Genomic DNA, 21,439 nt, shown 5'->3' on the forward strand with positions numbered 1-21,439 from the left:
AGTTGTTACCGTTCCGATCATGCCCCGCCTGCTGGACGTCCCCGGGTACCCGCGCTTCTGGACCGCTTCCGCGGTGTCGGCTTTCGGGTCGCAGATTTCGGGGCTGGCTCTTCAGATTCTCACTGCGGTGACGTTGAGTGCCTCGGCGACCGAGGTGGGCGTCGTGAATGCCGCGCGGTGGCTGCCGTATCTGCTCTTCGGGCTGCTGGCCGGGGTGTTGGTGGACCGTTGTCGGCGCAAGCCGGTGATGGTGGGCACGGATCTCGCGCGGGCTGTCCTGCTGGCCGCGATACCGGTGCTGTACGCGCTGGACCGGCTCGGCATCACCACGCTGTGTCTGTGCGTGTTCGCCGTGGGGCTGATGAGCCTGTTGTTCGAGGCGGCGAGCCAGTCCTACGTTCCTCAGTTGGTGCCGAGGGAGCTGCTCAACGCGGGGTACGCGCGGACCGAGCAGGCCAGTGCGGTGGCCGGTTCGACCGGGCCGCTGATCGCCGGGGTGCTGATCAAGTACTTGGGGGCGCCGCTCGCCGTGCTGCTGGACGCGCTCACCTATCTCGTCTCCGGGCTGCTGCTCGCGTCCGTCAAGGCCGATGACCCCGCCCCCGAGCGTGGCACGCGGCGCGGTGTGGGCAAGGAACTGAGTGAAGGGGTGGCCTGGGTCTACCGGCACCGCACCCTGGCACCCATCGCGCTGACCTCGCACGCGATGCTGCTGTTCAACACCATGGTGAGCACGGTGTTCGTGGTCTTCGCCCTGCGCGAGCTGAGGATCGGCGACTTCGGTCTCGGCGTGACCTACGCCTGTGCCGGGGTGGGCGCGGTGCTCGGCGGCGCGCTGTCCGGGCGGGTGCTCGCCAGGTTCGACGTCGGCGTCACGCTGATCGCCTTCCGGGTGCTGGCCGCGGTCGGCTGGCTGCCCATCGTCCTTGCCGGGCGGGGGAGTTGGGCGCTGCCGTCGGTGGCACTGGCGTTCTTCCTGGTGTCGTTGGCCATCGGCGTCGAGAGCCCGGTGGAGGTGAGCTATCGGCAGCAGGTCACGCCCGACGCGCTGCGCGGCCGGATGAACGCCACGATCCGGTCGTTCAACTGGGGCATGGTCGCGGTGGGCGCACCGCTCGGGGGCGTCCTGGCCGACCAGGTGAGCTATCGGTTCGCCCTGGGGGTGGGGTTCTCGGGGGCCGTGGCGCAGGCGGGGGTGCTGGCGTTCTCCCGGGTGCGGGAGGCGCGGGGAGCGGACGCTTCGGCAGGTGTTTGAGGGGCGCGGGGTGGATCCTGCGGCCGGTGTCTGAGGCGCGTCAAGGTCGGCGGTGGGTGCGTCAGGATCCCGTCAGGAGAGATCCGGGGCAGTTCAGGGGCGGGCATAGCGTCAGAGCGCGAACTCCCGGAACCACTCGTCGGAGGAATCCCATGACGGAGCTGCTGTACGCCGAAGACCCCGAACCGTCCGATCGATCCCCGGCCGGACCCCTGCTCGTACCGGTCCGGCCGGGACCGTCAGGATGTGCGGCCCGCCTCTTCCGTACTCCCCTCGGTGACCGTACGGCCGTCGCCTTCACCTCCGAGGAGCGGCTGATCGGCACCCTCGGCCCCGAGCAGCCCTGGATCAGACTCGCCGAGCCCGCGCTGCGGACGCTCGTCTCCCCGCTCGGCGTCACCACCGTCACCGTGGACCCCACCTTCTCCGCACCGGCTCCCCGGCCGGTCGGACCCGTCGCCCAGGCACCCGTACCGGCCGTGGCGGGGCGGATCACCCGAGAGGGGACCGCGCGATGACCGCCGTACAGGAGTCCGCCCCCGCCCTGGGCGACCGGCTGTCCGTCTGGCCCGCCGCCACCACGGAAGCCCGGCCGGGCGAGCTCGCCGTCGCCGGAGTGCCGCTCGCGGAGATCGCCGACCGGTTCGGCACCCCGGTGTACATCCTGGCCGAGGACGAGGTGCGTGAGCGGTGCCGTATGTACCGGAGTGTCTTCCCGGACGCCGAAGTCCTGTACGCGGCCAAGGCGTTCCTCTGCCGCGCCGTGCTCCACTGGGTGGAGGAGGAGGGCCTCGGGCTCGATGTCTGCTCCGCCGGAGAGATGGAGCTGGCGGTCACCACCGGCTTCCCGCCCGAGCGGATCGTGCTGCACGGCAACGCCAAGTCGCCGCAGGACCTGGCCACCGCGCTGCGCCTCGGCGTCGGCCGTGTCGTGATCGACAGCCCGTCCGAGATCGCCCGGCTGGCGGCCGCCGTCGGGCCCGGCGGACATCAGAAGGTCATGGTCCGGGTCGTGCCCGGCGTCAGCGCGGGCGGCCACGAGAAGATCCGTACCGGTACCGAGAACCAGAAGTTCGGGCTGTCCATCGCCGACGGGTACGCCCAGCACGCCATCGCCCGGATCCTGGACCAGCCCCAGCTCGAACTGACCGGCCTGCACTGCCACTTGGGCTCGCAGATCACCAGCGAGAAGCCGTATCTGGCCGCCGTCCGGCGCATGGTCGGGCTGATGTCGCGCCTGTATGAGCAGCACGGCCTGGTATGCCCGAACTCGACCTGGGCGGCGGCCACGGCATCGCCTACCGGCCCGGTGAACCCTCCCTGGACCTCACGCGGTTGGCCCGCAAGGTGCGGACGGAGCTGCACGCGGCGTGCGCGGCGGCGGGGCTGACCGTGCCCCGGCTGATCATCGAGCCGGGGCGGGCCGTCGTGGGACCGGCGGGCGTCGCGCTGTACCGCGTGCTGGCGGTGAAGCGCGGTGGTGAGCAGGTCTTCGTCGCCGTCGACGGCGGTATGAGCGACAACCCGCGACCGGCGCTGTACGGCGTGCGGTACGCGCCCCGGCTGGTCGGCCGCCGCGGCAGTGCGACCTCGGCACGGGTGACCGTGGTGGGCAGGCACTGCGAGGCGGGCGATGTGCTCGCGGCGGACGCGGAACTCCCCGACGACATACGCCCGGGAGACCTGCTCGCCGTACCCGTGGCCGGTGCGTATCACCTGTCCATGGCGTCCGCGTACAACCTCGTCGGCCGTCCCCCGGTGGCCGCCGTCCGTGCCGGGCACGCCCGGCTGCTGGTTCGTCGGGAGTCGCTGGACGACATCCGCAGCCGTGACGTGGGTCTGTAGCCGGGACCGCTCACCCCTCGGCGCGGACGAAGACCGGCTTGAGGTGCTTCTCCGGGAGCGCGCTCGGCAGGTCCTCCCAGTCGATGACGTCGGAGACCACCTTCTCGGGAGCGACCGTGCCGGAGGCGGCGAGGGCGAGGGCGTCGGGGATGTGGGCGCGGACGTTGTCGCGGGCGATGCGCAGGGTGACGCCGGTGAGGTACATGTCGAGCAGAGGGAGTTCGCCGGGGCGGAAGTGGTTGCCCGCGCTCTCGCAGATCCCTTCCGGGGCAAGGGACTTGACGGTACGGGCGAGCTGGTCGACGCGGCCGGTGGCCTCCACGGCGATGTCGAAGCCGCCCTGCCTCGCCGGTTCGAGGGCCTCGACGGCTTCGGCGGTGGCGGCCCCGAAGCCCTCCGCCAGAGCTCGGTGGGCGGGGTCGGGATCGACGTAGAGCACGTCCGAGGCGCCGAGCGCACGGGCGATGTCGCACACGTACAGTCCGATGCTGCCCCGGGCGACGACGAGGACCCGGGCGCCGGGACGCGCCCTGAGGTGCGGGGCGACCAGCCGCCAGGCCAGGGACCAGTTGTCGCTGGCGGAGGCCATGGCGACCGGGTCGAGACCGGCGGGCAGCGGTACGAGCATGGCGTCGGCGTACGGCACGCGGACCAGGTCGGAGAAGAGGCCGCCCCAACTGCCGCCGATCGGGGCGCCGTACATCGCCATGTACGGCACGCTCGCGCAGTGTGCGGTCAGGCCCTGCCGACAGCGGTCGCAGGTACCGCAGTTGATGGACCAGGGCACCACGACCAGATCGCCGGGGGCGACGGCGGTGACGTCGGCACCGGTCTCGACGACGCGGGCGACGCACTCGTGGCCGAGCGCGAAGGGGGGTTCTATGAAACCGTGACCGGCCAGGATGGAGGAGTCGACATCGCAGGGTGTGGCGGCGACGGGGGCGACGATCGCCTCCTGGTCGGAGCGGAGCCCGGGGTCGGGGACCTCGCGCCATTCGACGGTGCGGCGGGCGACGTAGGTCAGTTCACGCATCGGCCCGCTGTCCCTTCGCCAGGGCGACGAGATCGGCGTACCGGACGACGGAGCCGCCGGCGCCCCAGGTGCCGTCGGGCTGCTCGTGCACCAGCACCCACACCCGAAGCGCCTCTTCGGCACCGAGCCCGGCGGCGCCCAGCACCGTCCGCGTCGCCTCTTCGACGAGCCCGGCCTTACGCCGCTCGGACACGGCACCCTGCGGCACGGTGACCTCCACCAGGAAGCGCGGTTCCTCGTCCTCGGCGGTCACCTGGGCGCCCTCCGGCAGCTCGACGAGATAGCTCCACGCCTGCCCCCGGAAGAACGCGGTGTCCGGCGCCCCCTCCCACCGCAGCAGCACCGCGGCGAGCTCCCGCTGCACCCCGCGACGCCCCTCCTCGGTCAGTGAACCAACAGGCGCAGTAAGCCTGATCATCGGCATGAGCACACCTCTCCCCTCGGGCCCGGCAGACAGGCCACCGGCGTCTATAACGACTGTTATAGACCTGCGTCACGCTAGACTATGACGACCGTTATAGCCAGTGGGTCAGGAAGGAGAACTGCAGAGGTGACCACCCCAGGACCGGGCATCGCGCTGCTCGGAGGAGGCTTCTCCACGGACGAGGACGGCCTCCTGGACGACTGGCTGCTGACCCAGGTGAGCAACCCGCGCCCGAGAATCTGCTTCGTCCCGACAGCCAGCGGAGACGCCCCCGCCTACATCGACCGCTTCCTCGACGCCTTCCGCCCCCGCGCCTGCGAACCCTCCGTCCTACGGCTGTTCCAGCGCGAACTCGACGACGAGGCCCTGCGGAGACATGTGCTCGACCAGGACGTCATCTACGTCGGAGGCGGCAACACCGCCAACCTCCTGGCGGTCTGGCGCACCCACGGCCTCGACCGCGTCCTGCACGAGGCGTACGACCGCGGCACGCTTCTCTGTGGCATTAGCGCCGGCGCCAACTGCTGGGCCCAGGGCTCACACACCGACTCCTACGGCCCGCTGACCTTCCTGCCGGACGGACTGGGCCTGATCGAAGGATCGGTGTGCCCGCACTACGACAGCGAGGAGGGCCGCCGCGCCGGCTACCAGCAGGCCGTCGCGACAGGGGCGCTGCCCGCAGGATGGGCCCTTGAGGACGGCGTAGCCGCCCGCTTCAGGGACGGGAACCTCGTAGAGGCGGTGACTCGGGTGCCTGAGGCGCGCCTGTACCGGGTGGAGCGAGTGGGGGAGAGCGGCGCGGCCGAGGAGGCGTTGCCGTGCCGCGTGATCACGTCATGACGAATCCCGCCGCTTTCCGGGACCGGACCAACTGGCTGGGTGGCTACTACGAGCTGGCCATCGAGATCGGGTCGACCGAGGACGCTCGGGTCGAGGAGCTGCTGCGTGCTCTTTGGGCCGCCGCGGAGGTTCAGGGGTGCTTCGGGTGCCGGGACCGGGAGCCCGAGGAGCAGGAGTCCGTCCCGTGCGGCTTGGGTTCGTTGGCCGAGTTCGGGAATCTCTACGGTCGGGTGCGGCTGCCGACGGGGGAAGTGGTCGTGTGCGGGTGCGTGGCGATCCGCGGTGGTGACGACAGCAGTGACTGGCTCGACTTCTACGTCCCGCTCGGCGCGCTGGATCATGCGGGCGTCGCGTACGGCGGTGATGGGCCGTTCTTTCGGTCCGGTGTGCTCGACGACTGGCTCGCCGACATTGGGGCCAGGGCGTTCGAAGGCGCCCCTTTCGCCCTGGGTGTCATCGGCTTCGAGGTCTCCGGTTGCGCCGAAGCCGCCACACTGGCGGGTGACTTGCCGTCGACGCGAGGCATCGGCTATCTGGTTCCGCGGGGCGGCCTCCTGCGGTACGGCGCCGCCAACGAATGAGCCCCCGGCTGGTCAGGCCTCCGTGCGCAGCCCCGCCACCAGCAGGCCCACCAGCCGGCGCGCGTCGTAGTCGGGGTTGTTCTCCGCGCCGATGCACAAGTTCCCCACGCCCCGCATGAGTTCGAGGGCGCCGATGTCGGAGCGCACCTGTCCGGCCGCCGCCGCGGCTCGGAGCAGCTCGGTGCAGACGGGGACCAGCCGGTCGAGGAAATAGGCGTGCAGCGTCTCGAACCCGGCCTCGTCGGAGTGCAGCACGGCGGCGAGGCCGTGCTTGGTCACCAGGAAGTCCACGAACAGATCGATCCACCGCCCGAGCGCGTCGTACGGGGTCGGGCGCGTCGCCAGCAGCTCCGGACCGGCCTCGGCGCATGCCTCCACCTGGTGCCGGTACACGGCGATGATCAGGTCCGCCCGGGTGGGGAAGTGGCGGTAGATCGTCGCCGTACCCACCCCGGCCTCGGCCGCGATGTCACGCACCGGCGCCTCCACGCCGGAGGCCACGAAGACCGCGGCGGCCGCGTCGAGCAGCGTCTGCTCGTTGCGCCGGGCGTCCGCCCGTCTGGGCCGGGCCGTCCGCCCCGCTCCCTCACTCATCGCCGCACCGATCCTTCCATGACCGCCTGACCGCCATTGCTAAACGGGACGGTGTTCCGTATTGTCGAAACGGGACACGGTTCCGTTTGGTCATGATGCCAGAGCGGAAGACCGGTCACCAGCCATGCCCGCCCACACCACTCCACCGAGGAGACACGGTCATGCAGTACCGCACCCTGGGCCGCACCGGAGTCAAGGTCAGCGCCCTCGCCCTCGGCGCCATGAACTTCGGCCGCATCGGACGCACCACCCAGGACGAGGCCACCGCCCTCGTCGACGAAGCCCTCGCCGCCGGGATCAACCTCATCGACACCGCCGACTGGTACAGCGCCGGTGAGTCGGAGGAGATGGTCGGCAAGGCCATCGCCGGTCGCCGCGACGACATCGTGCTCGCCACCAAGGCCACCATGCCGATGAGCGAGGAGCCCAACCACCAGGGCGGATCCCGCCGTTGGCTGTTCACCGCGCTCGACGACAGCCTGCGCCGCCTCGGCGTCGACCACGTCGATCTCTTCCAGATCCACCGCTGGGACCCGCACACCAGCGACGAGGAGACCCTGTCGGCCCTCACCGACCTCCAACGCGCCGGGAAGATCCGCTACTTCGGCTCCTCGACCTTCCCCGCCCACCGCATCGTCCAGGCACAGTGGGCCGCCCGCGAACACCGACTGAGCCGCTATGCCACCGAGCAGCCCGGCTACTCGATCCTCCAGCGCGGCATCGAGGCCCACGTCCTGCCGGCCACCCAGGAGTACGGCCTCGGCGTGCTGGCCTGGAGTCCGCTGGCTTCCGGGTGGCTCTCGGGCGCGGTTCGCGCGGGGCAGGACATCACCACCAGCCGCTCCAAGATCCTGCCGGAGCGTTTCGATCTCTCCCGCCCCGTCAACCGTGCCCGCCTCGACGCCGTGGAACAGCTCGCCGTGATCGCTGACGAAGCGGGGCTGACCATGATCCAGCTCGCCCTCGGCTTCGTGACCGCCCACCCCGCCGTCACCAGCGCCCTCATCGGCCCCCGCACCCTGGACCACCTGCGCTCCCAGCTCGCCGCCGCCGACACGGTGCTCCCCGCCGATGTGCTCGACGCGATCGACACCGTCGTCGCCCCCGGCCTCGACCTCGCCCCCGAGGAGAAGCACGACACCCCGCCCGCCCTGCTCGACCCGGCCCTGCGACGCCGACGCTGAAGCCGCGACCCGGAAGGAGCGACGCCACCATGTCACTCAGCTTCGGCATCATGACCGCCCCCTCGCAGGTCGACTACGCCGACGTCCTGCGCGTCTGGCGCGAGGCCGACACCGTCCCCGAGATCGAGCACGCCTGGCTCTTCGACCACCTCATGCCGATCTTCGGCGACCCCGCCGGACCCACCTACGAGGGCTGGACCCTGCTCTCCGCCCTCGCCGCCCACACCCGGCGGCTGCGCGTCGGCGTCATGGTCACCAGCAACCGCTTCCGGCCCCCGGCCCTGCTGGCCAAGATCGCCACCACCGTCGACATCGTCTCCGGCGGACGGCTGGACTTCGGCATCGGCGTCGGCTCCCGCCCCGGCCACCCGCTGGCCCGGCGCGAGTACGACGCCCACGGTCTGCCCTTCCACGACACCGCGCACGCCGTCGCCGACCTGGCGGAAGCCTGCACGGTGATCCGGCGACTGTGGACCGAGGACGAGCCGTTCGACTTCCACGGCACCCACCACCGGCTCACCGGCGCCTTCGGCAGCCCCAGACCCGTCCAGCGCCCCCACCCGCCCGTCCTCATCGGCGGACGCTCCGCCGCGACACTGCGCGTGGTCGCCGAGCACGCCGACATCTGGAACATCCCGGGCGGCGACATCGACGACGTCATCCGCCGCGGCGCCCTGCTGGACCGCTACTGCGCGGACATCGGCCGCGACCCCGACACCCTCACCCGCTCGATCCACCTGCCCGTCTCCTACGACCGCCCCGGCGACACCCGGGCGGCGATCCGCGAGGCGATCGACGCCGGCTTCCGGCACCTCGTGCTCGGCCTGCCGGCGCCGTACCCCGCGGACGTCGCCCGCTGGACGGCCGACGAGCTGATCGGCCCGGCGGCCTAGGCCGGCCGTTCGGATCAGCCCGCCGCCGACACCTCCCCGCGCACCACCCGGGCCGCGGCGACCAGGCTCTCCAGGGCGGCGCGGGTCTCCGGCCAACCCCGGGTCTTCAGACCGCAGTCGGGATTGACCCACAGCCGCTCGGCGGGGATCGCCCGCAACCCGGTCCGCAGCAGGTCCGCCACCTCCCTCACGTCCGGAACCCGCGGCGAGTGGATGTCGTACACCCCGGGCCCGGCCTCGCGCGGATAGCCGTGCGCGGCCAGTTCACGGGCCACCTGCATATGGGAACGGGCCGCCTCCAGGCTGATGACATCGGCGTCGAGATCGTCGATGGCCCGCACGATGTCACCGAACTCGGCGTAGCACATGTGCGTGTGGATCTGGGTGTCCGGCCGGACCCCGCCGGTGCTGAGCCGGAACGCCTCGGTCGCCCACGCCAGGTACTCCGCATGGTCGGCGGACCGCAACGGCAGTGTCTCGCGCAGCGCGGGCTCGTCCACCTGGATCACCGAACTGCCCGCCGCCTCCAGGTCGTTCACCTCCTCGCGCAGGGCGAGGGCGACCTGCCGGGCGGTCTCGGCGAGCGGCTGGTCGTCCCGGACGAAGGACCAGGCGAGCATGGTGACGGGACCGGTGAGCATCCCCTTGACCGGACGGGAGGTGAGCGATTGGGCGTACGTCGTCCAGCGCACCGTCATCGGTTCGGGCCGGGAGATGTCACCGGCCAGGATGGGCGGGCGGACGCAGCGGGTGCCGTAGGACTGCACCCAGCCGTGCTGTGTGGCGAGATACCCGGTGAGGCGCTCGGCGAAGTACTGCACCATGTCGTTGCGTTCGGGCTCGCCGTGCACCAGAACGTCGAGACCGGCCTTCTCCTGGAAGGAGATCACCTCCTGGATCTCGGCCCGGACGCGGTCCTCGTACCCGGCCGCGTCGATCCGGCCCGCCCGCAAGTCGGCCCGAGCGGTGCGCAGTTCGCCGGTCTGCGGGAAGGAGCCGATGGTGGTCGTCGGCAGCAGCGGCAGGCCGAGCAGGGCGCGCTGCGCGGCCGAGCGTTCCGTGTACGGCTGGGAACGGCGCGTGTCCGACTCGGTGACCGCGGCCGCGCGGGCGCGCACGGCCGGGTCGTGGGTGATGGGGGAGCGGGCGCGGGAGGCCAGGTCGGCCCGGTTGGCGGCGAGTTCGGCGGCGATGGCGTCGGTGCCGCGGGTCAGGCCCTTGGCGAGGGTGACGATCTCGGCGGTCTTCTGCCGGGCGAAGGCGAGCCAGCGCAGGATCTGCGGTTCGATGTCCCGCTCGGCCGCCGTGTCGAGGGGGACGTGCAGCAGTGAGCAGGAGGCGGCCACGTCGACGCGGTCGGCGAGTCCGAGCAGCGTGCCGAGGGTCGTGAGGGACTTCGCCAGGTCGTTGACCCACACATTGCGGCCGTCGACGACTCCGGCGACCAGCCGCTTTCCGGGCAGTCCGCCGACCCGGGCGAGCTCTTCGAGGCTGCCGGTGCCGGTGAAGTCCAGGGCCAGTCCGTCGACCGGGGATTTGGCCAGTACCGGCAGGGCCTCGCCGAGCCGGCCGAAGTAGGAGGCGACGAGCAGCTTCGGCCGGTCGGTGAGCGCGCCGAGGCCCTGGTAGGCGCGGGCGGCGGCGCCGAGTTCGGCCGGCGTGCGGTCCTGTACCAGGGCGGGCTCATCGAGTTGCACCCATGCGGCGCCCGCCGCGCGCAGATCGGCGAGGAGTTCGGCGTACACCGGCAGCAGCCGGTCCAGCAGGGTGAGCGGGGCGAAGCCGGGGGCCGTCCCGGGCGCGGGCTTGGCGAGGAGCAGGTAGGTGACGGGGCCGACGAGGACCGGCCGGGGCGTGAGCCCCAGCGCGAGCGCCTCGCGCACCTCGCCGACCTGCTTGGCGGAGTCGGCGGTGAACACCGTGTCCGGGCCCAACTCGGGCACCAGATAGTGATAGTTGGTGTCGAACCACTTGGTCATCTCCAGCGGGGCGACGTCCTGCGTCCCGCGCGCCATGGCGAAGTACCCGTCGAGCGGGTCGGCGTCCATGGCGGCCCGGTGGCGGCCGGGGATCGCGCCCAGCATGACGGTGGCGTCCAGGACATGGTCGTAGAACGAGAAGTCACCGGTGGGGACTTCGCCGATCCCGGCCTCGGCCAGTCGCCGCCAGGTGGCGCGGCGCAGCTCGGCGCCGGTGGCGTGGAGGGCGTGGGCGGAGACGCGGCCCTTCCAGTAGCCCTCGACGGCCTTCTTGAGTTCCCGGTTCGGGCCCTGCCGGGGATAGCCGTACACAGTGGCCGTCGCGGCGGCGGCTGTGGGTTCGGTGGTCACGGAGATCTCCTTCGCGAGATGAATCCCTGAGATCCCGGGGACGGGACGAGAGCGCGAAGGGGTGACAAACCCGGCGGGCGCGCTCGGTGCCGCTCCGCCTGGTGTGTACGCCGACCCGCCCTCGAGGTCACCGGGATGTCCGTGCACGAGGGGTCCGGGCACGGGCAGTTGGCAGGTCTTCGGACTCGCGGGCACGTCCTCCTGGCGGAGCACTCCTACTGGCCGTCGCTTCCCGGGCCCGGTACATCGGGCCCAGTGCGTATGACGGCGGTCGTTCCCACTCACCGCTGCGGGGCAGTCCCGGATTCCCACCGGGTTCCCTCTTACGACGCTCCCGTCCGGCTGACGGGGCGAACCAGCTGCGACGCCAACTCTAGTTCAGTACACGTGGAATCCCCGCCCGGTTTTGCGCCCCAGCAGCCCGGCCTCGACCATCCGCCGCAGCAGCGGGGGAGTGGCGTGCAGGGGCTCCTTGAACTCCTCGTACAGCGCCTCGGCGATCGCGGCCACGGTGTCGAGACCGATCAGGTCCGCCAGCTTCAGCGGGCCCATGGGGTGGGCGCAGCCCAGTTCCATCGCGGTGTCGATGTCGGTGGCGGTGGCGAAGCCGGACTCCGCCATCCGGATCCCGGCGAGCAGGTACGGGATGAGCAGCGCGTTGACCACGAAGCCCGCCCGGTCCCGGGAGTGGACGACGGTCTTGCCCAGGGTGCCGGTGACGAAGTCCCGTACGACGGCGACCGTCCCCGGAGCCGTGTGCAGGGTGGACACCACCTCGACCAGCGGCAGCACCGGCACCGGGTTGAAGAAGTGCAGGCCCACCACCCGGTCCGCGCGGCTGGTGGCCATGCCGAGCCGCATCACCGGGAGGGAGGAGGTGTTGGTCGCCAGGACGGCCGCCGGATCCTGGACGATCTTGTCCAGTGCGGCGAACACCTCCGCTTTGGCACCGGGGTTCTCGATGACGGCCTCGACGACGAGCTGCCGGTCGGCCAGGTCCTCCAGCGTTCCGCTGAAGGTCAGGCGGGCGAGGGCGTCCTGGGCGGCGGCCGGGTCCAGCTTGCCGCGGCGCACGGCACGCTCCAGGGAGGCGGCCACCCGCTCCCGGGCGGCGCCGGCGGCGATCGCGTCGGCCTCGCAGACCACCGTGTCGAGTCCGGCCCGTGCGCACACCTCGGCGATGCCCGCGCCCATCTGTCCACCGCCGACCACTCCGATGCGCCGGATACCGCTGCTCATGAGCGTGCCTCCGCGTGGCGCACCAGATGGCGGGTGTAGGCCTCCGGGGTGAAGAAGGGCGGCAACTCGCCGCTCAGCGCGTTCCGTTGGAAGAGCGCACGGATCTCGTCGACGGGCGCCGACGCGTCCTCCGCCCGCAGCGCCGCCACTTCGGAGTCGAGCAGCTCCAGCACCGTCACCCGGTCGATCACCCGGTGCCGCAGCCACTGCCAGATCTGCACCCGGGCGATCTCCGCGGTCGCCGCGTCCTCCATCAGCCCGTACAGCGCGACCGCCCCCTTGCCCCGCAGCCACGCGGCGAAGTAGCGCACCGAGACGGCGATGTTGGCGCGCACGCCGTCGGGCGTCGGCGGGCCGCTGATCCGACGCACCGAGAGCAGATCCGCCGCCCGCACGTCCACGTCGTCGCGCGTCCGGTCGATCTGGTGGGGCCGTTCGCCGAGCACGCCGTCGAAGACCTCACGGCAGACGGGGACGAGCCCCGGGTGAGCCACCCAGGAGCCGTCGAAGCCGTCCTCCGCCTCCCGCTCCTTGTCCAGCCGGACCGTGGCGAGCGCCGCCGTACGCGCCTCGGGGTCCGCCCCGGGCACCTGGGCGGCCATGCCGCCGATGGCGTGCGCGCCCCGCCTGTGGCAGGTGCGCACCAGCAGTTCGGTGTACGCCCGCAGGAACGGGGCGGTCATGGTCACCCTCGCCCGGTCCGGAAGGAGGAAGTCGGAGCGATGTCCGAACGTCTTGATCAGGCTGAACAGGTAGTCCCAGCGGCCCGCGTTGAGCCCGGCGCCGTGCTCACGCAGCTCGTGGAGGATCTCCTCCATCTCGAAGGCGGCGGTGATCGTCTCGATCAGGACGGTGGCCCGGACGGTGCCGCGCGGTATGCCGAGCAGCTCCTGGGCCCTGACGAAGATGTCGTTCCACAGTCGGGCCTCGTAGCGGTTCTCCAGCTTGGGCAGATAGAAGTACGGGCCGTGCCCGGCGTCGATCTGGCGCTGGGCGCAGTGGAAGAAGTACAGACCGAAGTCGACCAGCGCGGCGGGCACCGGCCGCCCCTCGAACTCCAGGTGCTCTTCGTCCAGATGCCAGCCGCGCGGCCGGACCACGATCGTGGCGAGCCGCTCGCCGAGCCGGTACTCCCTGCCCTGCGGGGTGGTGAAGTCGATCCGGCGCTCGATGGCGTCGAGGAGGTTCAGCTGGCCGCCGACGATGTGGTCCCACAGCGGGGACGTGGCGTCCTCGAAGTCGGCCATCCAGACACTGGCACCGGAGTTGAGGGCGTTGACCGTCATCCGGCGGTCCGGTGGGCCGGTGATCTCGACCCGCCGGTCGGTCAGGCCGGGCGCGGGCGGTGCGACCCGCCAGCCGGGGTCGTCCCGGACGGTGGCGGTGACCATGGGGAAGTCGAGCGGTGAGCCGGTGGCCAGCCGCAGGGCCTGGCGGCGCCGTTCCTTCATCAGGTCCTGGCGGCGCGGGCCGAACTCGGCGGCCAGCCGGCCCACGAAGTCCAGGGCGGCGGGCGTGAGGATCTCGTCGTGCCGGTGGCCTGGGGGCGCGAGGACGCGGAGGCGGTGGGAGAGGGCGGTGACGGACATGGTGGGTCTCCTGACCGGGACGGGATGACGGTGACCTAGTGGAACTGCTCCTCCTCGGTCGAGCCGGCGAGCGCGGTCGTGGCGGAAGCGGGGTTCACGGCGGTGGAGACGAGGTCGAAGTAGCCGGTGCCGACCTCGCGTTGGTGTCGCACGGCGGTGAAACCGTGCTCCTGGGCGGCGAACTCCCGCTCCTGGAGGTCGACGTAGGCGGTCATGCCGTGCTCGGCGTAGCCGCGGGCGAGGTCGAACATGCCGTGGTTGAGGGAGTGGAACCCGGCCAGGGTGATGAACTGGAACCGGTAGCCCATCGCCCCCAGCTCCCGCTGGAACTTGGCGATCCGGTCGTCGTCCAGCGCCGCCTTCCAGTTGAAGGAGGGCGAGCAGTTGTAGGCCAGCATCTGGTCCGGGTACTGGGCGTGGATGGCCTCGGCGAACTCGCGGGCCTGGGCGAGGTCGGGGGTGCCGGTCTCGACCCAGATCAGGTCGGCGTACGGGGCGTAGGCGAGGCCGCGGGCGATGACGGGGGCCATGCCGTTGCGGACCCGGTAGAAGCCCTCGGCGGTCCGCTCGCCGGTGACGAACTCCGCGTCCCGCTCGTCGACATCGCTGGTGAGGAGGTTGGCGGCCAGGGCGTCCGTACGGGCGACGATCACCGTCGGGACGTCGGCGATGTCGGCGGCGAGGCGGGCCGCGTTCAGGGTGCGGATGTGCTGGGAGGTGGGCACGAGCACCTTGCCGCCTAGATGGCCGCACTTCTTCTCCGAGGCGAGCTGGTCCTCGTAGTGGATGCCGGCCGCCCCGGCCGCGATCATCGCCTTGGTCAGCTCGAAGGCGTTCAGCGGACCGCCGAACCCGGCCTCGGCGTCGGCGACGATCGGCGCGAGCCAGTCCGTCGTGTCGCCCGCCCCTTCCGCGGTGGCGATCTGGTCGGCGCGCAGGAGGGCGTTGTTGATCCGACGGACCACCTGCGGCACCGAGTTGACCGGGTACAGGCTCTGGTCGGGGTAGGTGTGACCGGCCTGGTTGGCATCGGCGGCGACCTGCCAGCCGGACAGGTAGATCGCCTGGAGCCCGGCCTTCACCTGCTGGACGGCCTGCCCGCCGGTGAGCGCGCCGAGCGCGTGGACATAGTCCCGCTCGTGCAGCTGCCGCCAGAGCCGCTCGGCGCCCCGGCGGGCCAGGGTGTGCTCCTCGCGGACGCTGCCGGACAGTCGGATCACGTCCTCGGCCGGGTAGGTGCGCTCGATGCCCTGCCACCGTGCGTCGGTGGCCCAGCGCCGCGCGAGTTCCTCGGCCGCCTGCGTCCTCGCCTCTGCCATGACTGTCACCGTCTCCTCGGTCTGTGTGCATGTGCCAACACCCGCCGCCAATGCGGAAGGGGCGTGGCACTGCGTGTCTTTGATCTGCCGCGAACGCTCGTCATCAGGTCCGCAGCGGCAACTCTGGCAGTGGCACTGAGTGTCAACAACCGTGGCTGAATGCCAAGTTCTGCGAATCTTCCGAGCGTCGATTGCCAATTTTGCGAAGGGTGAATCGCGGCGCTGATCGCGTACGCTGGCCGGAACCGGACGGGGAGGACGAGGTGGCGGGCAAGACGTACGCGGGGGCGCGTCTGCGACGGCTGCGCGAGGAACGGCGGATGAGCCAGGCCCAACTGGCCCGGGTCCTCGGCATCTCGCCCAGCTATCTCAACCAGATGGAACACGACTCCCGGCCACTCACCGTCCCGGTCCTGCTCCGGCTGACCGAGGCTTTCGGCGTCGACCCGGGCTTCTTCTCCGAACGTGACACCACCCGGCTGGTGGCGGACCTGAGGGAAGCGCTCACGCAGGAACTCGCCGAGTCCCGGGTGTCCCCGGCCGACCTCGCCGACGTCGCGGGGCGTCTGCCCGCCGTGGCACAGGTGCTGCTCGACCTCGCCCGGCGCAACCAACTGCTCTCCGAGCGGCTCGCCGGAGCGACGGACGCCCGTGCCCGCGACCGCGCCACGGCGCTCTCACCCCACGAGGAGATGCGGGACTTCTTCTACCGCCGCCAGAACTATCTGCACGACACCGACGTCGCCGCCGAACGCCTCGCCGGTGAACTCGGCATCCGGCCCGGCGAGGTGCTCGGCGCCCTGACCGCACGCCTGGCCGACACCCACGGTGTGCGCCTGGCCGCGCAGGCCGGAGGCCGACTGCACCGCTACGACGACACGACCCGCACCCTGCACCTGTCGACCCACCTGCGGCCCGGTCAGCGGGCCTTCCGCATGGCGACCCAGCTCGCCCTGCTGGAACACGGCGAGGACCTCGACCGCCAGGCCGCCGAGGACTTCCCGGCCGGGTCGCCCACCCACGCCCTGGCCCGCATCGGCATCGCGCACTACTTCGCCGCCGCGCTGATCCTGCCGTACACCGCCTTCCACACGGCGGCCGAGGAGTTCCGCTACGACATCGAACGCCTCACCGACCGCTACGGCCTCGGCTACGAGACCGTCTGCCACCGCCTGAGCACCCTCCAGCGGCCCCGGCTGCGCGGCGTGCCGTTCTCGTTCGTCCGGGTGGACCGCGCCGGGAACATGTCCAAGCGGCAGTCGGCGACCGGCTTCCACTTCTCCCGGGCCGGCGGCACCTGCCCGCTGTGGAACGTCTACGAGGCATTCGCCGCGCCCGGCCGCATCCACCTCCAGGTCGCCGAAATGCCGGACGGGCAGCGCTACTTGTGGACGGCCCGCGCGGTGACCCGGCACCGCGGCGGGTGGGGAGAGCCCGGCAAGACGTATGCCATCGGGCTGGGTTGCGAGATCCGCCATGCCCACCGGCTGGTCTACTCCGACGGGCTCGACCTGGCCAATGACTCGGCCGTGACCGCCATCGGCATGGGGTGCCGGGTCTGTGAGCGGCTGGAGTGCCCGCAGCGGGCCGCGCCGCCGCTCGGCCGTTCCCTGCGCATCGACCAGAACAGCAGTACCTTCGTGCCGTATCCGGTCACCGACCCCTCATGACCGACGGGCCGGAGGGCCTACTCGGAGGCGCGCCGCCCCAGCCTGCGGCCCCCGGCCTCCCGGGCCACCCGCACCCGGTCCGCCACCCCGCCGACGACCGTGCACACCGCGCAGCCCGAGCCCGCACAGGCATGGGCGGCGCCCACCTCGGCCAGGGCCGTGTCGACGTCGGCCAGCACCCGGAGCAGTTCCTCGACGGTGCCCAACAGGGCGCGCATGCGGGCGCTCTGGCCGCCCACCTGTCGGCGGGTGGCCAGCAACCGGGCGAAGTCCTCACCGGACACGGCGACCAGCTCCTGCCCGTCGACCACGACCGGCCGGCCCCGAGGCACATCACCCATCGGCCGGTATCGGGGCGGCCAGCGCGGCAAGCTCCTCAGGCGTACGCGGACCCGCCGCACCTCCACCCAACAGACCCTGCCCCCGCAGCAGTTCGGCTGCCGCGACACCCCACGGCAACCGCAGTCCGGCCTCCTTCAGGAGATCGGTGCGGGCCAGCATCTCGGGCGCGGGGCCGGTGCGGGCGCCACCCGGAGTGAGGAGCGCCGCGTCGTCGGCCCAGCGCAGGGCGAGGTCGACGTCGTGCGTGGCCATGACCACGGTGGTGCCGTTCGCCCGCAGTCCGTCGAGCGTGGCCAGCAGCCGCTCCTGCCCGTCCGGGTCGAGCCCGGCGGTCGGCTCGTCGAGGATCAGCACCCGGGGCCGCATCGCCACGGCACCGGCGATCGCGGTCCGCTTGCGCTGCCCGTAGGAGAGCAGATGCGTGGGCCGCTCGGCGAGCGCCGTGATGTCCAGCGCGGCGAGCGCCTCCTCGACCCGCGCCCGCACCTCGGCGTCGGAGAGTCCGAGGTTGAGCGGCCCGAAGGACACGTCCTGCCCGACCGAGGCCGCGAAGAGCTGGTCGTCGGGATCCTGCACCACCAGCTGAACGGTCGTCCGCAACCGGGTCAGCCCCTTGCGGTCGTACGACACCGCCCGTCCCTCGACGGTCAGTTGGCCCTCGCGCGGCCGAAGTCCCCCGCTCAGCAGCCGCATCAGTGTCGTCTTGCCGCTGCCGTTGCGGCCGAGCAGGGCCAGCGCCCGCCCCTCGCGCACCTCGAAGTCCAGGCCGTCGAGCACGGTCGGCCCTTCCTCGTAGGCGTAGGACGCGCCCCTGAGGGCGACCAACTCGCTCATGACAGGGGACCTTCCAGTACGAGGGTGAGGGCGGCCAGCGCCACGAGCAGCCCGCAGCTCGCCGCCGTGAAACGGACCGAGATCCGGGCCTCGGGCACCAGCACGCGAAGCGTGCCGTCGTAGCCGCGCCCGGCGAGCCCCGCCTGAAGCCGGGTGGCCCGGTCGAAGGCGCGCACGAACGCGGTGGCCCCGAGCCCGCCCAGGGACCGCCACGTCGCGGCCCGCGTGGTGTGCCCGAGCCGCGCTCCCTGGGCGTCCCGGATCCGCCGCATCGAGTCCAGCAGCAGAAAGCTCATCCGGTAGGTCACCAGTGCCACGTCGACCACGGCCGGTGGCACGCCGGCCTTCACCAGCCGCGGCAACAGGTCCGACATGGGCGTGGTGAACGCGAACAGCAGCACGCCCAGGGAGGCCGCGGAGGTGCGCAGCAGCAACTCCCCGGCCCGCACCGCGCCGTCGTCGGCGAGGGAGACGAAGCCGTCCGGCCCGCCCACCTGGACCAGCAGCGTGGCTGCGCCGGTGATGCAGAAGCCCAGAGGCACCCGGTAGGCCCGCCACAGCTTCCGGCCCGGCACGCCCGCCGGACCCAGCAGCACGGCGAGGGCGGTCACCAGGACCAGCGCGGCGCCGGGCCAGGGCGGCAGCGAGATCGCGAGCACGGTGAGACCGAGCCCGAGCACGGCCTTGTCCACGGGATGGCGGCGGCGCCAGCGACTGCTGTGCGCCGCCGCGTCGATGGGCAGCACGAGGGCTCAGACCCCTTCGCCGTCCGACTCCCCGGCACTTCCCACGCCCACGGCATCCCGCTCCCGGGCCCGCAGCTCACCCTGCTTGCGGCCGCGCCGCAGCCCGAAGTAGTAGGCGAGGACACCGGCTCCGATGGCCGCCTGGAGGGAGAACAGCGCCGACTCGATCTCCCCGGACGGCGGCTCGTACAGCGGGGAGAACCACGGCTCGTAGTCCGGTTCGATCTCGGTGATCGCCGTCTCCGCCTCGCCGTCGGCGCCGGTGAACGGCTCCTCCTTGTGATCGCCCATCCCGAGGACCAGCGGCATCACCGCGAGCAGGGCCACCGCGAGCAGAAGCAGCAGGTTGATCTTGGTGTTACGGCTCATCGGGCCACCGCCTCGTTCGACTCGGCCGGGACCCGCTTGCCGCCGGAGAGCAGCACGCCGAGCCGGGTCAGCTCGCCCTTGCTGGACTGCACCAGCAGCCGCATCACCAGCACCGTGAGCAGCCCCTCGCTCACCGCGAGCGGGATCTGGGTGACCGCGAAGATGGAGCCGAACTTCCCGAGCGCGCCCAGGAAACCGCTGCTCGGGTCGGGGAAGGCGAGTGCCAGCTGGACGCTGGTGACGCAGTAGGTGGACAGGTCGGCGACGAATGCGCCGCAGAACACCGCGACCATCAGCGGCACGTCGTAGCGCCGGAGCAGCTTGTAGACCGCGTAGCCCGCCCATGGCCCGACGATCGCCATCGAGAAGACATTGGCGCCGAGCGTGGTCAGGCCGCCGTGGGCGAGCAACAGGGCCTGGAAGAGCAGGGTGATGGTGCCCAGGACCGCCATGATCGGCGGCCGGAACAGGATGGCCCCGAGGCCGGTGCCGGTGGGATGGGAACAACTCCCCGTCACCGACGGCAGCTTGAGGGCGGACAGGACGAAGGTGAAGGCCCCGGAGGCGCCGAGGAGCAGGGTGCTCTCCGGGTGCTCCCTGACCTCACGGGTGAGTGACCGTACTCCGTGGACGACGAACGGCGCGGACGCGACGCCCCAGGCGACCGCGTGCGCCGGTGGCAGGAAACCCTCGGCTATGTGCATGGCTCAGCAGACCCTCTCCAGCACCTCGTGGATGGTTGACGTGCCTTGGCCGGTCTCCTGGCTGACGGGTGACACCGCCCGGTGCTCCGCCTTCCCGGGTCACAAGGACCCAGTGGCTGCCCGCGAGGGCTGGAGCCGGACTTCCCGATCACAGTGGCGAGGGCCGCACCGGCATCACACCGGATTTCCCGTTCACCAAGGCGTGGTGACAGTAGTGCCTGATCAGGTCGGCTGACAAGCGCGCCTCGGGGGCGCAAAGACGGCGCACGCCAGCTCATACGCCCAGAGCGCGCACCCGCCGGGGTCACTCCCAGTGATAGCCGTCACCGAAGTTGAGGGTGTGCTCCAGGACGTCCTCCAACGGGTCGTTCAGCTCGATGCCGTTGACCACCGACACCACGGGCGCGTGGTTGGAGACACCCAGAAGGGGGCCGTCGTGGGCGGCGGCGTCCCCGGCCGTCGCAAGCACCGTCGCGGTCAGGGCAGCGGGCAGGAGGGTGAAGCGTGCGCGCATGAGTGCCTCTCCTTCGAGACGGATCCCACACCGTGCGAGGACCCGCTCGGGAGGTACCGCGCACCCGGCACGCGGAGTCAACACGCCCGGGCAATTCACCTGAAGGAGGCGGACGCTCCGCCTTCTCGGACGAGCCGCTTGCTGAGGCAGCGGGAGAACTCGGTCTGAATTTACGGGACCCGCGGTGCCTCCTGGCTGACGGCCCCGAGGAGATGGGTGACCAGCGGGTTCTGGTCGTTCCCGCGCCAGGCGACGGCGACGCGCGTACGGGCGGCCCCGGGAGAGATCCTCCGGAAGGCGACGCCCTTGAGGCGAATACGCCGGATGCTCGCCGGAGCCAGGGAGACACCCAGCCCGGTCTCCACGAGCGCGCACACCGTCTGCCACTCCACCGCGTCCTGAACGACCCGCGGAACGAACCCCGCCGCCGCGCACAGGCCGAGGATCCGGTCGTACAGCCCCGGACCCACCTCCCGGGGGAGCAGCACGAACGGGGAGTCGGACAAATCCGTGAGCTGTACGGTCCGTTGCCCGGTCAGGGGGTGCGCGCTGGGCAGTACGGCCACGTAGGGCTCGCTGAGCACCGTCCGGAAGTCGAGGTCCGGGTTCTCGGCCTCGGAGGGCTCGCGCAGGAGGCCGATGTCGATGCTCCGGTCGTGCAGCGCGGCGATCTGTGGGGCCGTGGTCATCTCCCGGATGTCCAGCCGCACGCCGGGAAACCGCTGCCGGAAGTCCCGCAGCAGACTGGGCAGCACGGTCAGGGCCAGCGAGGCGGCGAAGCCGATCCGCAGTCGGCCGGAACTGCCGCCGCCGACGGCGCGTGCGGCGGCCAGCCCGTCGGCGAGGTCACCGAGGGCCCGGCGGGCGGCGGGAAGCAGCTCACGCCCGACGGGGGTGAGGGCGACCCGCCCGGGGCCCCGGCTGAACAGCGAGTGCCCGACCTTGTCCTCCAGTCGGCGAATCTGCTGGCTCAGTGGCGGCTGGGCGATACCGAGGCGCGCGGCGGCGTGACCGAAGTGGAGTTCCTCGGCGAGCACGACGAAGGCGTGGAGTTGGGGGAGGGGAAGCTCGGGTCGTTCCATACGCGTAGTGATATCAGGGCATGGCTGAGCTCGTATTAGACGTATCTGCGCT

21 protein-coding genes, 1 pseudogene and 2 riboswitches are annotated in these 21,439 nt (G+C 71.7%); of the genes and pseudogenes, 8 read left to right on the top strand and 14 right to left on the bottom strand.

Annotation, left to right across the window (positions count from 1 at the left end; genetic code table 11):
* The first annotated feature begins 19 nt into the window (after window positions 1-19).
* The 3 genes and pseudogenes from STRCI_RS38405 (at window position 20) to lysA (ending at window position 3,100) form a co-directional block, all read left to right on the top strand.
* A complete protein-coding gene (locus STRCI_RS38405; RefSeq protein ID WP_269663623.1) occupies window positions 20-1,255 on the top strand; it encodes an MFS transporter in 1,236 nt (411 codons plus the stop codon).
* A 152-nt stretch (window positions 1,256-1,407) separates the two neighbouring features.
* Complete coding sequence (locus STRCI_RS38410) at window positions 1,408-1,773, top strand: SAV_915 family protein (RefSeq protein WP_269663624.1); 366 nt, start codon at window positions 1,408-1,410, stop codon at window positions 1,771-1,773.
* Window positions 1,770-3,100: pseudogene (gene lysA / locus STRCI_RS38415) on the top strand (diaminopimelate decarboxylase). The gene STRCI_RS38410 and the pseudogene lysA overlap by 4 nt, the downstream one beginning before the upstream one ends.
* Window positions 3,101-3,110: 10 nt before the next feature.
* On the opposite strand, the gene STRCI_RS38420 reads toward lysA, so the two are convergent.
* Together STRCI_RS38420 and STRCI_RS38425 are read right to left on the bottom strand one after the other, a co-directional pair.
* Window positions 3,111-4,133 (bottom strand): zinc-dependent alcohol dehydrogenase, encoded by a 1,023-nt coding sequence (locus tag STRCI_RS38420; protein WP_269663625.1) that lies wholly within the window; start codon window positions 4,131-4,133, stop codon window positions 3,111-3,113.
* Window positions 4,126-4,557 carry a tautomerase family protein gene (locus STRCI_RS38425; RefSeq protein ID WP_269663626.1) on the bottom strand — a complete coding sequence of 144 codons (432 nt, stop codon included), beginning with the start codon at window positions 4,555-4,557 and terminating at the stop codon, window positions 4,126-4,128. The genes STRCI_RS38420 and STRCI_RS38425 overlap by 8 nt, the downstream gene beginning before the upstream one ends.
* 126 nt (window positions 4,558-4,683) lie before the next feature.
* Here STRCI_RS38425 and STRCI_RS38430 point away from each other — a divergent pair, with 126 nt between their 5' ends.
* Window positions 4,684-5,397, top strand: a complete 714-nt coding sequence (locus STRCI_RS38430) for a Type 1 glutamine amidotransferase-like domain-containing protein (protein WP_269663627.1) — start codon at window positions 4,684-4,686, stop codon at window positions 5,395-5,397.
* Window positions 5,394-5,978, top strand: coding sequence for a hypothetical protein (locus STRCI_RS38435; RefSeq protein ID WP_269663628.1), 585 nt, complete (start codon window positions 5,394-5,396; stop codon window positions 5,976-5,978). Before STRCI_RS38430 ends, STRCI_RS38435 begins: the two co-directional genes overlap by 4 nt.
* 12 nt (window positions 5,979-5,990) lie before the next feature.
* On the opposite strand, the gene STRCI_RS38440 is transcribed toward STRCI_RS38435, so the two are convergent.
* A complete protein-coding gene (locus tag STRCI_RS38440) occupies window positions 5,991-6,572 on the bottom strand; it encodes a TetR/AcrR family transcriptional regulator (protein ID WP_269663629.1) in 582 nt (193 codons plus the stop codon).
* A gap of 161 nt (window positions 6,573-6,733) precedes the next feature.
* Between STRCI_RS38440 and STRCI_RS38445 the strand changes: the two genes are divergently transcribed.
* Together STRCI_RS38445 and STRCI_RS38450 are read left to right on the top strand one after the other, a co-directional pair.
* Window positions 6,734-7,756, top strand: coding sequence for an aldo/keto reductase (locus STRCI_RS38445; protein WP_269663630.1), 1,023 nt, complete (start codon window positions 6,734-6,736; stop codon window positions 7,754-7,756).
* Window positions 7,757-7,785: 29 nt separating this feature from the next.
* Window positions 7,786-8,649, top strand: a complete 864-nt coding sequence (locus STRCI_RS38450; RefSeq protein WP_269663631.1) for an LLM class flavin-dependent oxidoreductase — start codon at window positions 7,786-7,788, stop codon at window positions 8,647-8,649.
* A gap of 14 nt (window positions 8,650-8,663) precedes the next feature.
* Here STRCI_RS38450 and metE read toward each other — a convergent pair whose 3' ends face one another.
* The 4 genes from metE to aceA all read right to left on the bottom strand — a co-directional run bounded on the left by metE (window position 8,664) and on the right by aceA (window position 15,126).
* A complete protein-coding gene (metE, locus tag STRCI_RS38455; RefSeq protein WP_269663632.1) occupies window positions 8,664-10,979 on the bottom strand; it encodes a 5-methyltetrahydropteroyltriglutamate--homocysteine S-methyltransferase in 2,316 nt (771 codons plus the stop codon).
* A gap of 153 nt (window positions 10,980-11,132) precedes the next feature.
* Window positions 11,133-11,355, bottom strand: a riboswitch (cobalamin riboswitch).
* 2 nt (window positions 11,356-11,357) lie between these two features.
* On the bottom strand, window positions 11,358-12,218 hold the full coding sequence (locus tag STRCI_RS38460; RefSeq protein WP_269663633.1) for a 3-hydroxybutyryl-CoA dehydrogenase: 861 nt from the start codon (window positions 12,216-12,218) through the stop codon (window positions 11,358-11,360).
* Window positions 12,215-13,807, bottom strand: a complete 1,593-nt coding sequence (gene aceB / locus STRCI_RS38465) for a malate synthase A (RefSeq protein ID WP_269663634.1) — start codon at window positions 13,805-13,807, stop codon at window positions 12,215-12,217. Before aceB ends, STRCI_RS38460 begins: the two co-directional genes overlap by 4 nt.
* Window positions 13,808-13,842: 35 nt before the next feature.
* On the bottom strand, window positions 13,843-15,126 hold the full coding sequence (aceA, locus tag STRCI_RS38470; RefSeq protein WP_269663635.1) for an isocitrate lyase: 1,284 nt from the start codon (window positions 15,124-15,126) through the stop codon (window positions 13,843-13,845).
* A gap of 320 nt (window positions 15,127-15,446) precedes the next feature.
* Between aceA and STRCI_RS38475 the strand changes: the two genes are divergently transcribed.
* Complete coding sequence (locus STRCI_RS38475; protein ID WP_418953484.1) at window positions 15,447-16,796, top strand: short-chain fatty acyl-CoA regulator family protein; 1,350 nt, start codon at window positions 15,447-15,449, stop codon at window positions 16,794-16,796.
* Window positions 16,797-16,813: 17 nt separating this feature from the next.
* Here the strand turns inward: STRCI_RS38475 and STRCI_RS38480 are convergent, their stop codons facing one another.
* From STRCI_RS38480 to STRCI_RS38510, 7 genes are all read right to left on the bottom strand, one after another.
* Window positions 16,814-17,137 (bottom strand): hypothetical protein, encoded by a 324-nt coding sequence (locus STRCI_RS38480; protein ID WP_269663637.1) that lies wholly within the window; start codon window positions 17,135-17,137, stop codon window positions 16,814-16,816.
* The gene (locus tag STRCI_RS38485) at window positions 17,130-17,972 is read right to left on the bottom strand and encodes an energy-coupling factor ABC transporter ATP-binding protein (protein ID WP_269663638.1); all 843 of its coding nucleotides are present in this window, start codon (window positions 17,970-17,972) and stop codon (window positions 17,130-17,132) included. Before STRCI_RS38485 ends, STRCI_RS38480 begins: the two co-directional genes overlap by 8 nt.
* A complete protein-coding gene (cbiQ, locus tag STRCI_RS38490) occupies window positions 17,969-18,718 on the bottom strand; it encodes a cobalt ECF transporter T component CbiQ (RefSeq protein ID WP_269663639.1) in 750 nt (249 codons plus the stop codon). Before cbiQ ends, STRCI_RS38485 begins: the two co-directional genes overlap by 4 nt.
* A 6-nt stretch (window positions 18,719-18,724) precedes the next feature.
* Entirely contained in the window at window positions 18,725-19,087 is a 363-nt protein-coding gene (locus STRCI_RS38495) for an energy-coupling factor ABC transporter substrate-binding protein (RefSeq protein ID WP_269663640.1), read from the bottom strand.
* Entirely contained in the window at window positions 19,084-19,791 is a 708-nt protein-coding gene (locus STRCI_RS38500) for an energy-coupling factor ABC transporter permease (protein ID WP_269663641.1), read from the bottom strand. The genes STRCI_RS38495 and STRCI_RS38500 overlap by 4 nt, the downstream gene beginning before the upstream one ends.
* 30 nt (window positions 19,792-19,821) lie before the next feature.
* Window positions 19,822-20,006, bottom strand: a riboswitch (cobalamin riboswitch).
* Window positions 20,007-20,095: 89 nt separating this feature from the next.
* Window positions 20,096-20,305 carry a hypothetical protein gene (locus tag STRCI_RS38505; protein ID WP_269663642.1) on the bottom strand — a complete coding sequence of 70 codons (210 nt, stop codon included), beginning with the start codon at window positions 20,303-20,305 and terminating at the stop codon, window positions 20,096-20,098.
* Window positions 20,306-20,475: 170 nt separating this feature from the next.
* Window positions 20,476-21,387, bottom strand: a complete 912-nt coding sequence (locus tag STRCI_RS38510; protein ID WP_269663643.1) for a LysR family transcriptional regulator — start codon at window positions 21,385-21,387, stop codon at window positions 20,476-20,478.
* Between the last annotated feature and the right edge of the window lie 52 nt (window positions 21,388-21,439).

It is taken from the genome of Streptomyces cinnabarinus, assembly GCF_027270315.1.
Lineage (GTDB): Bacteria > Actinomycetota > Actinomycetes > Streptomycetales > Streptomycetaceae > Streptomyces > Streptomyces cinnabarinus.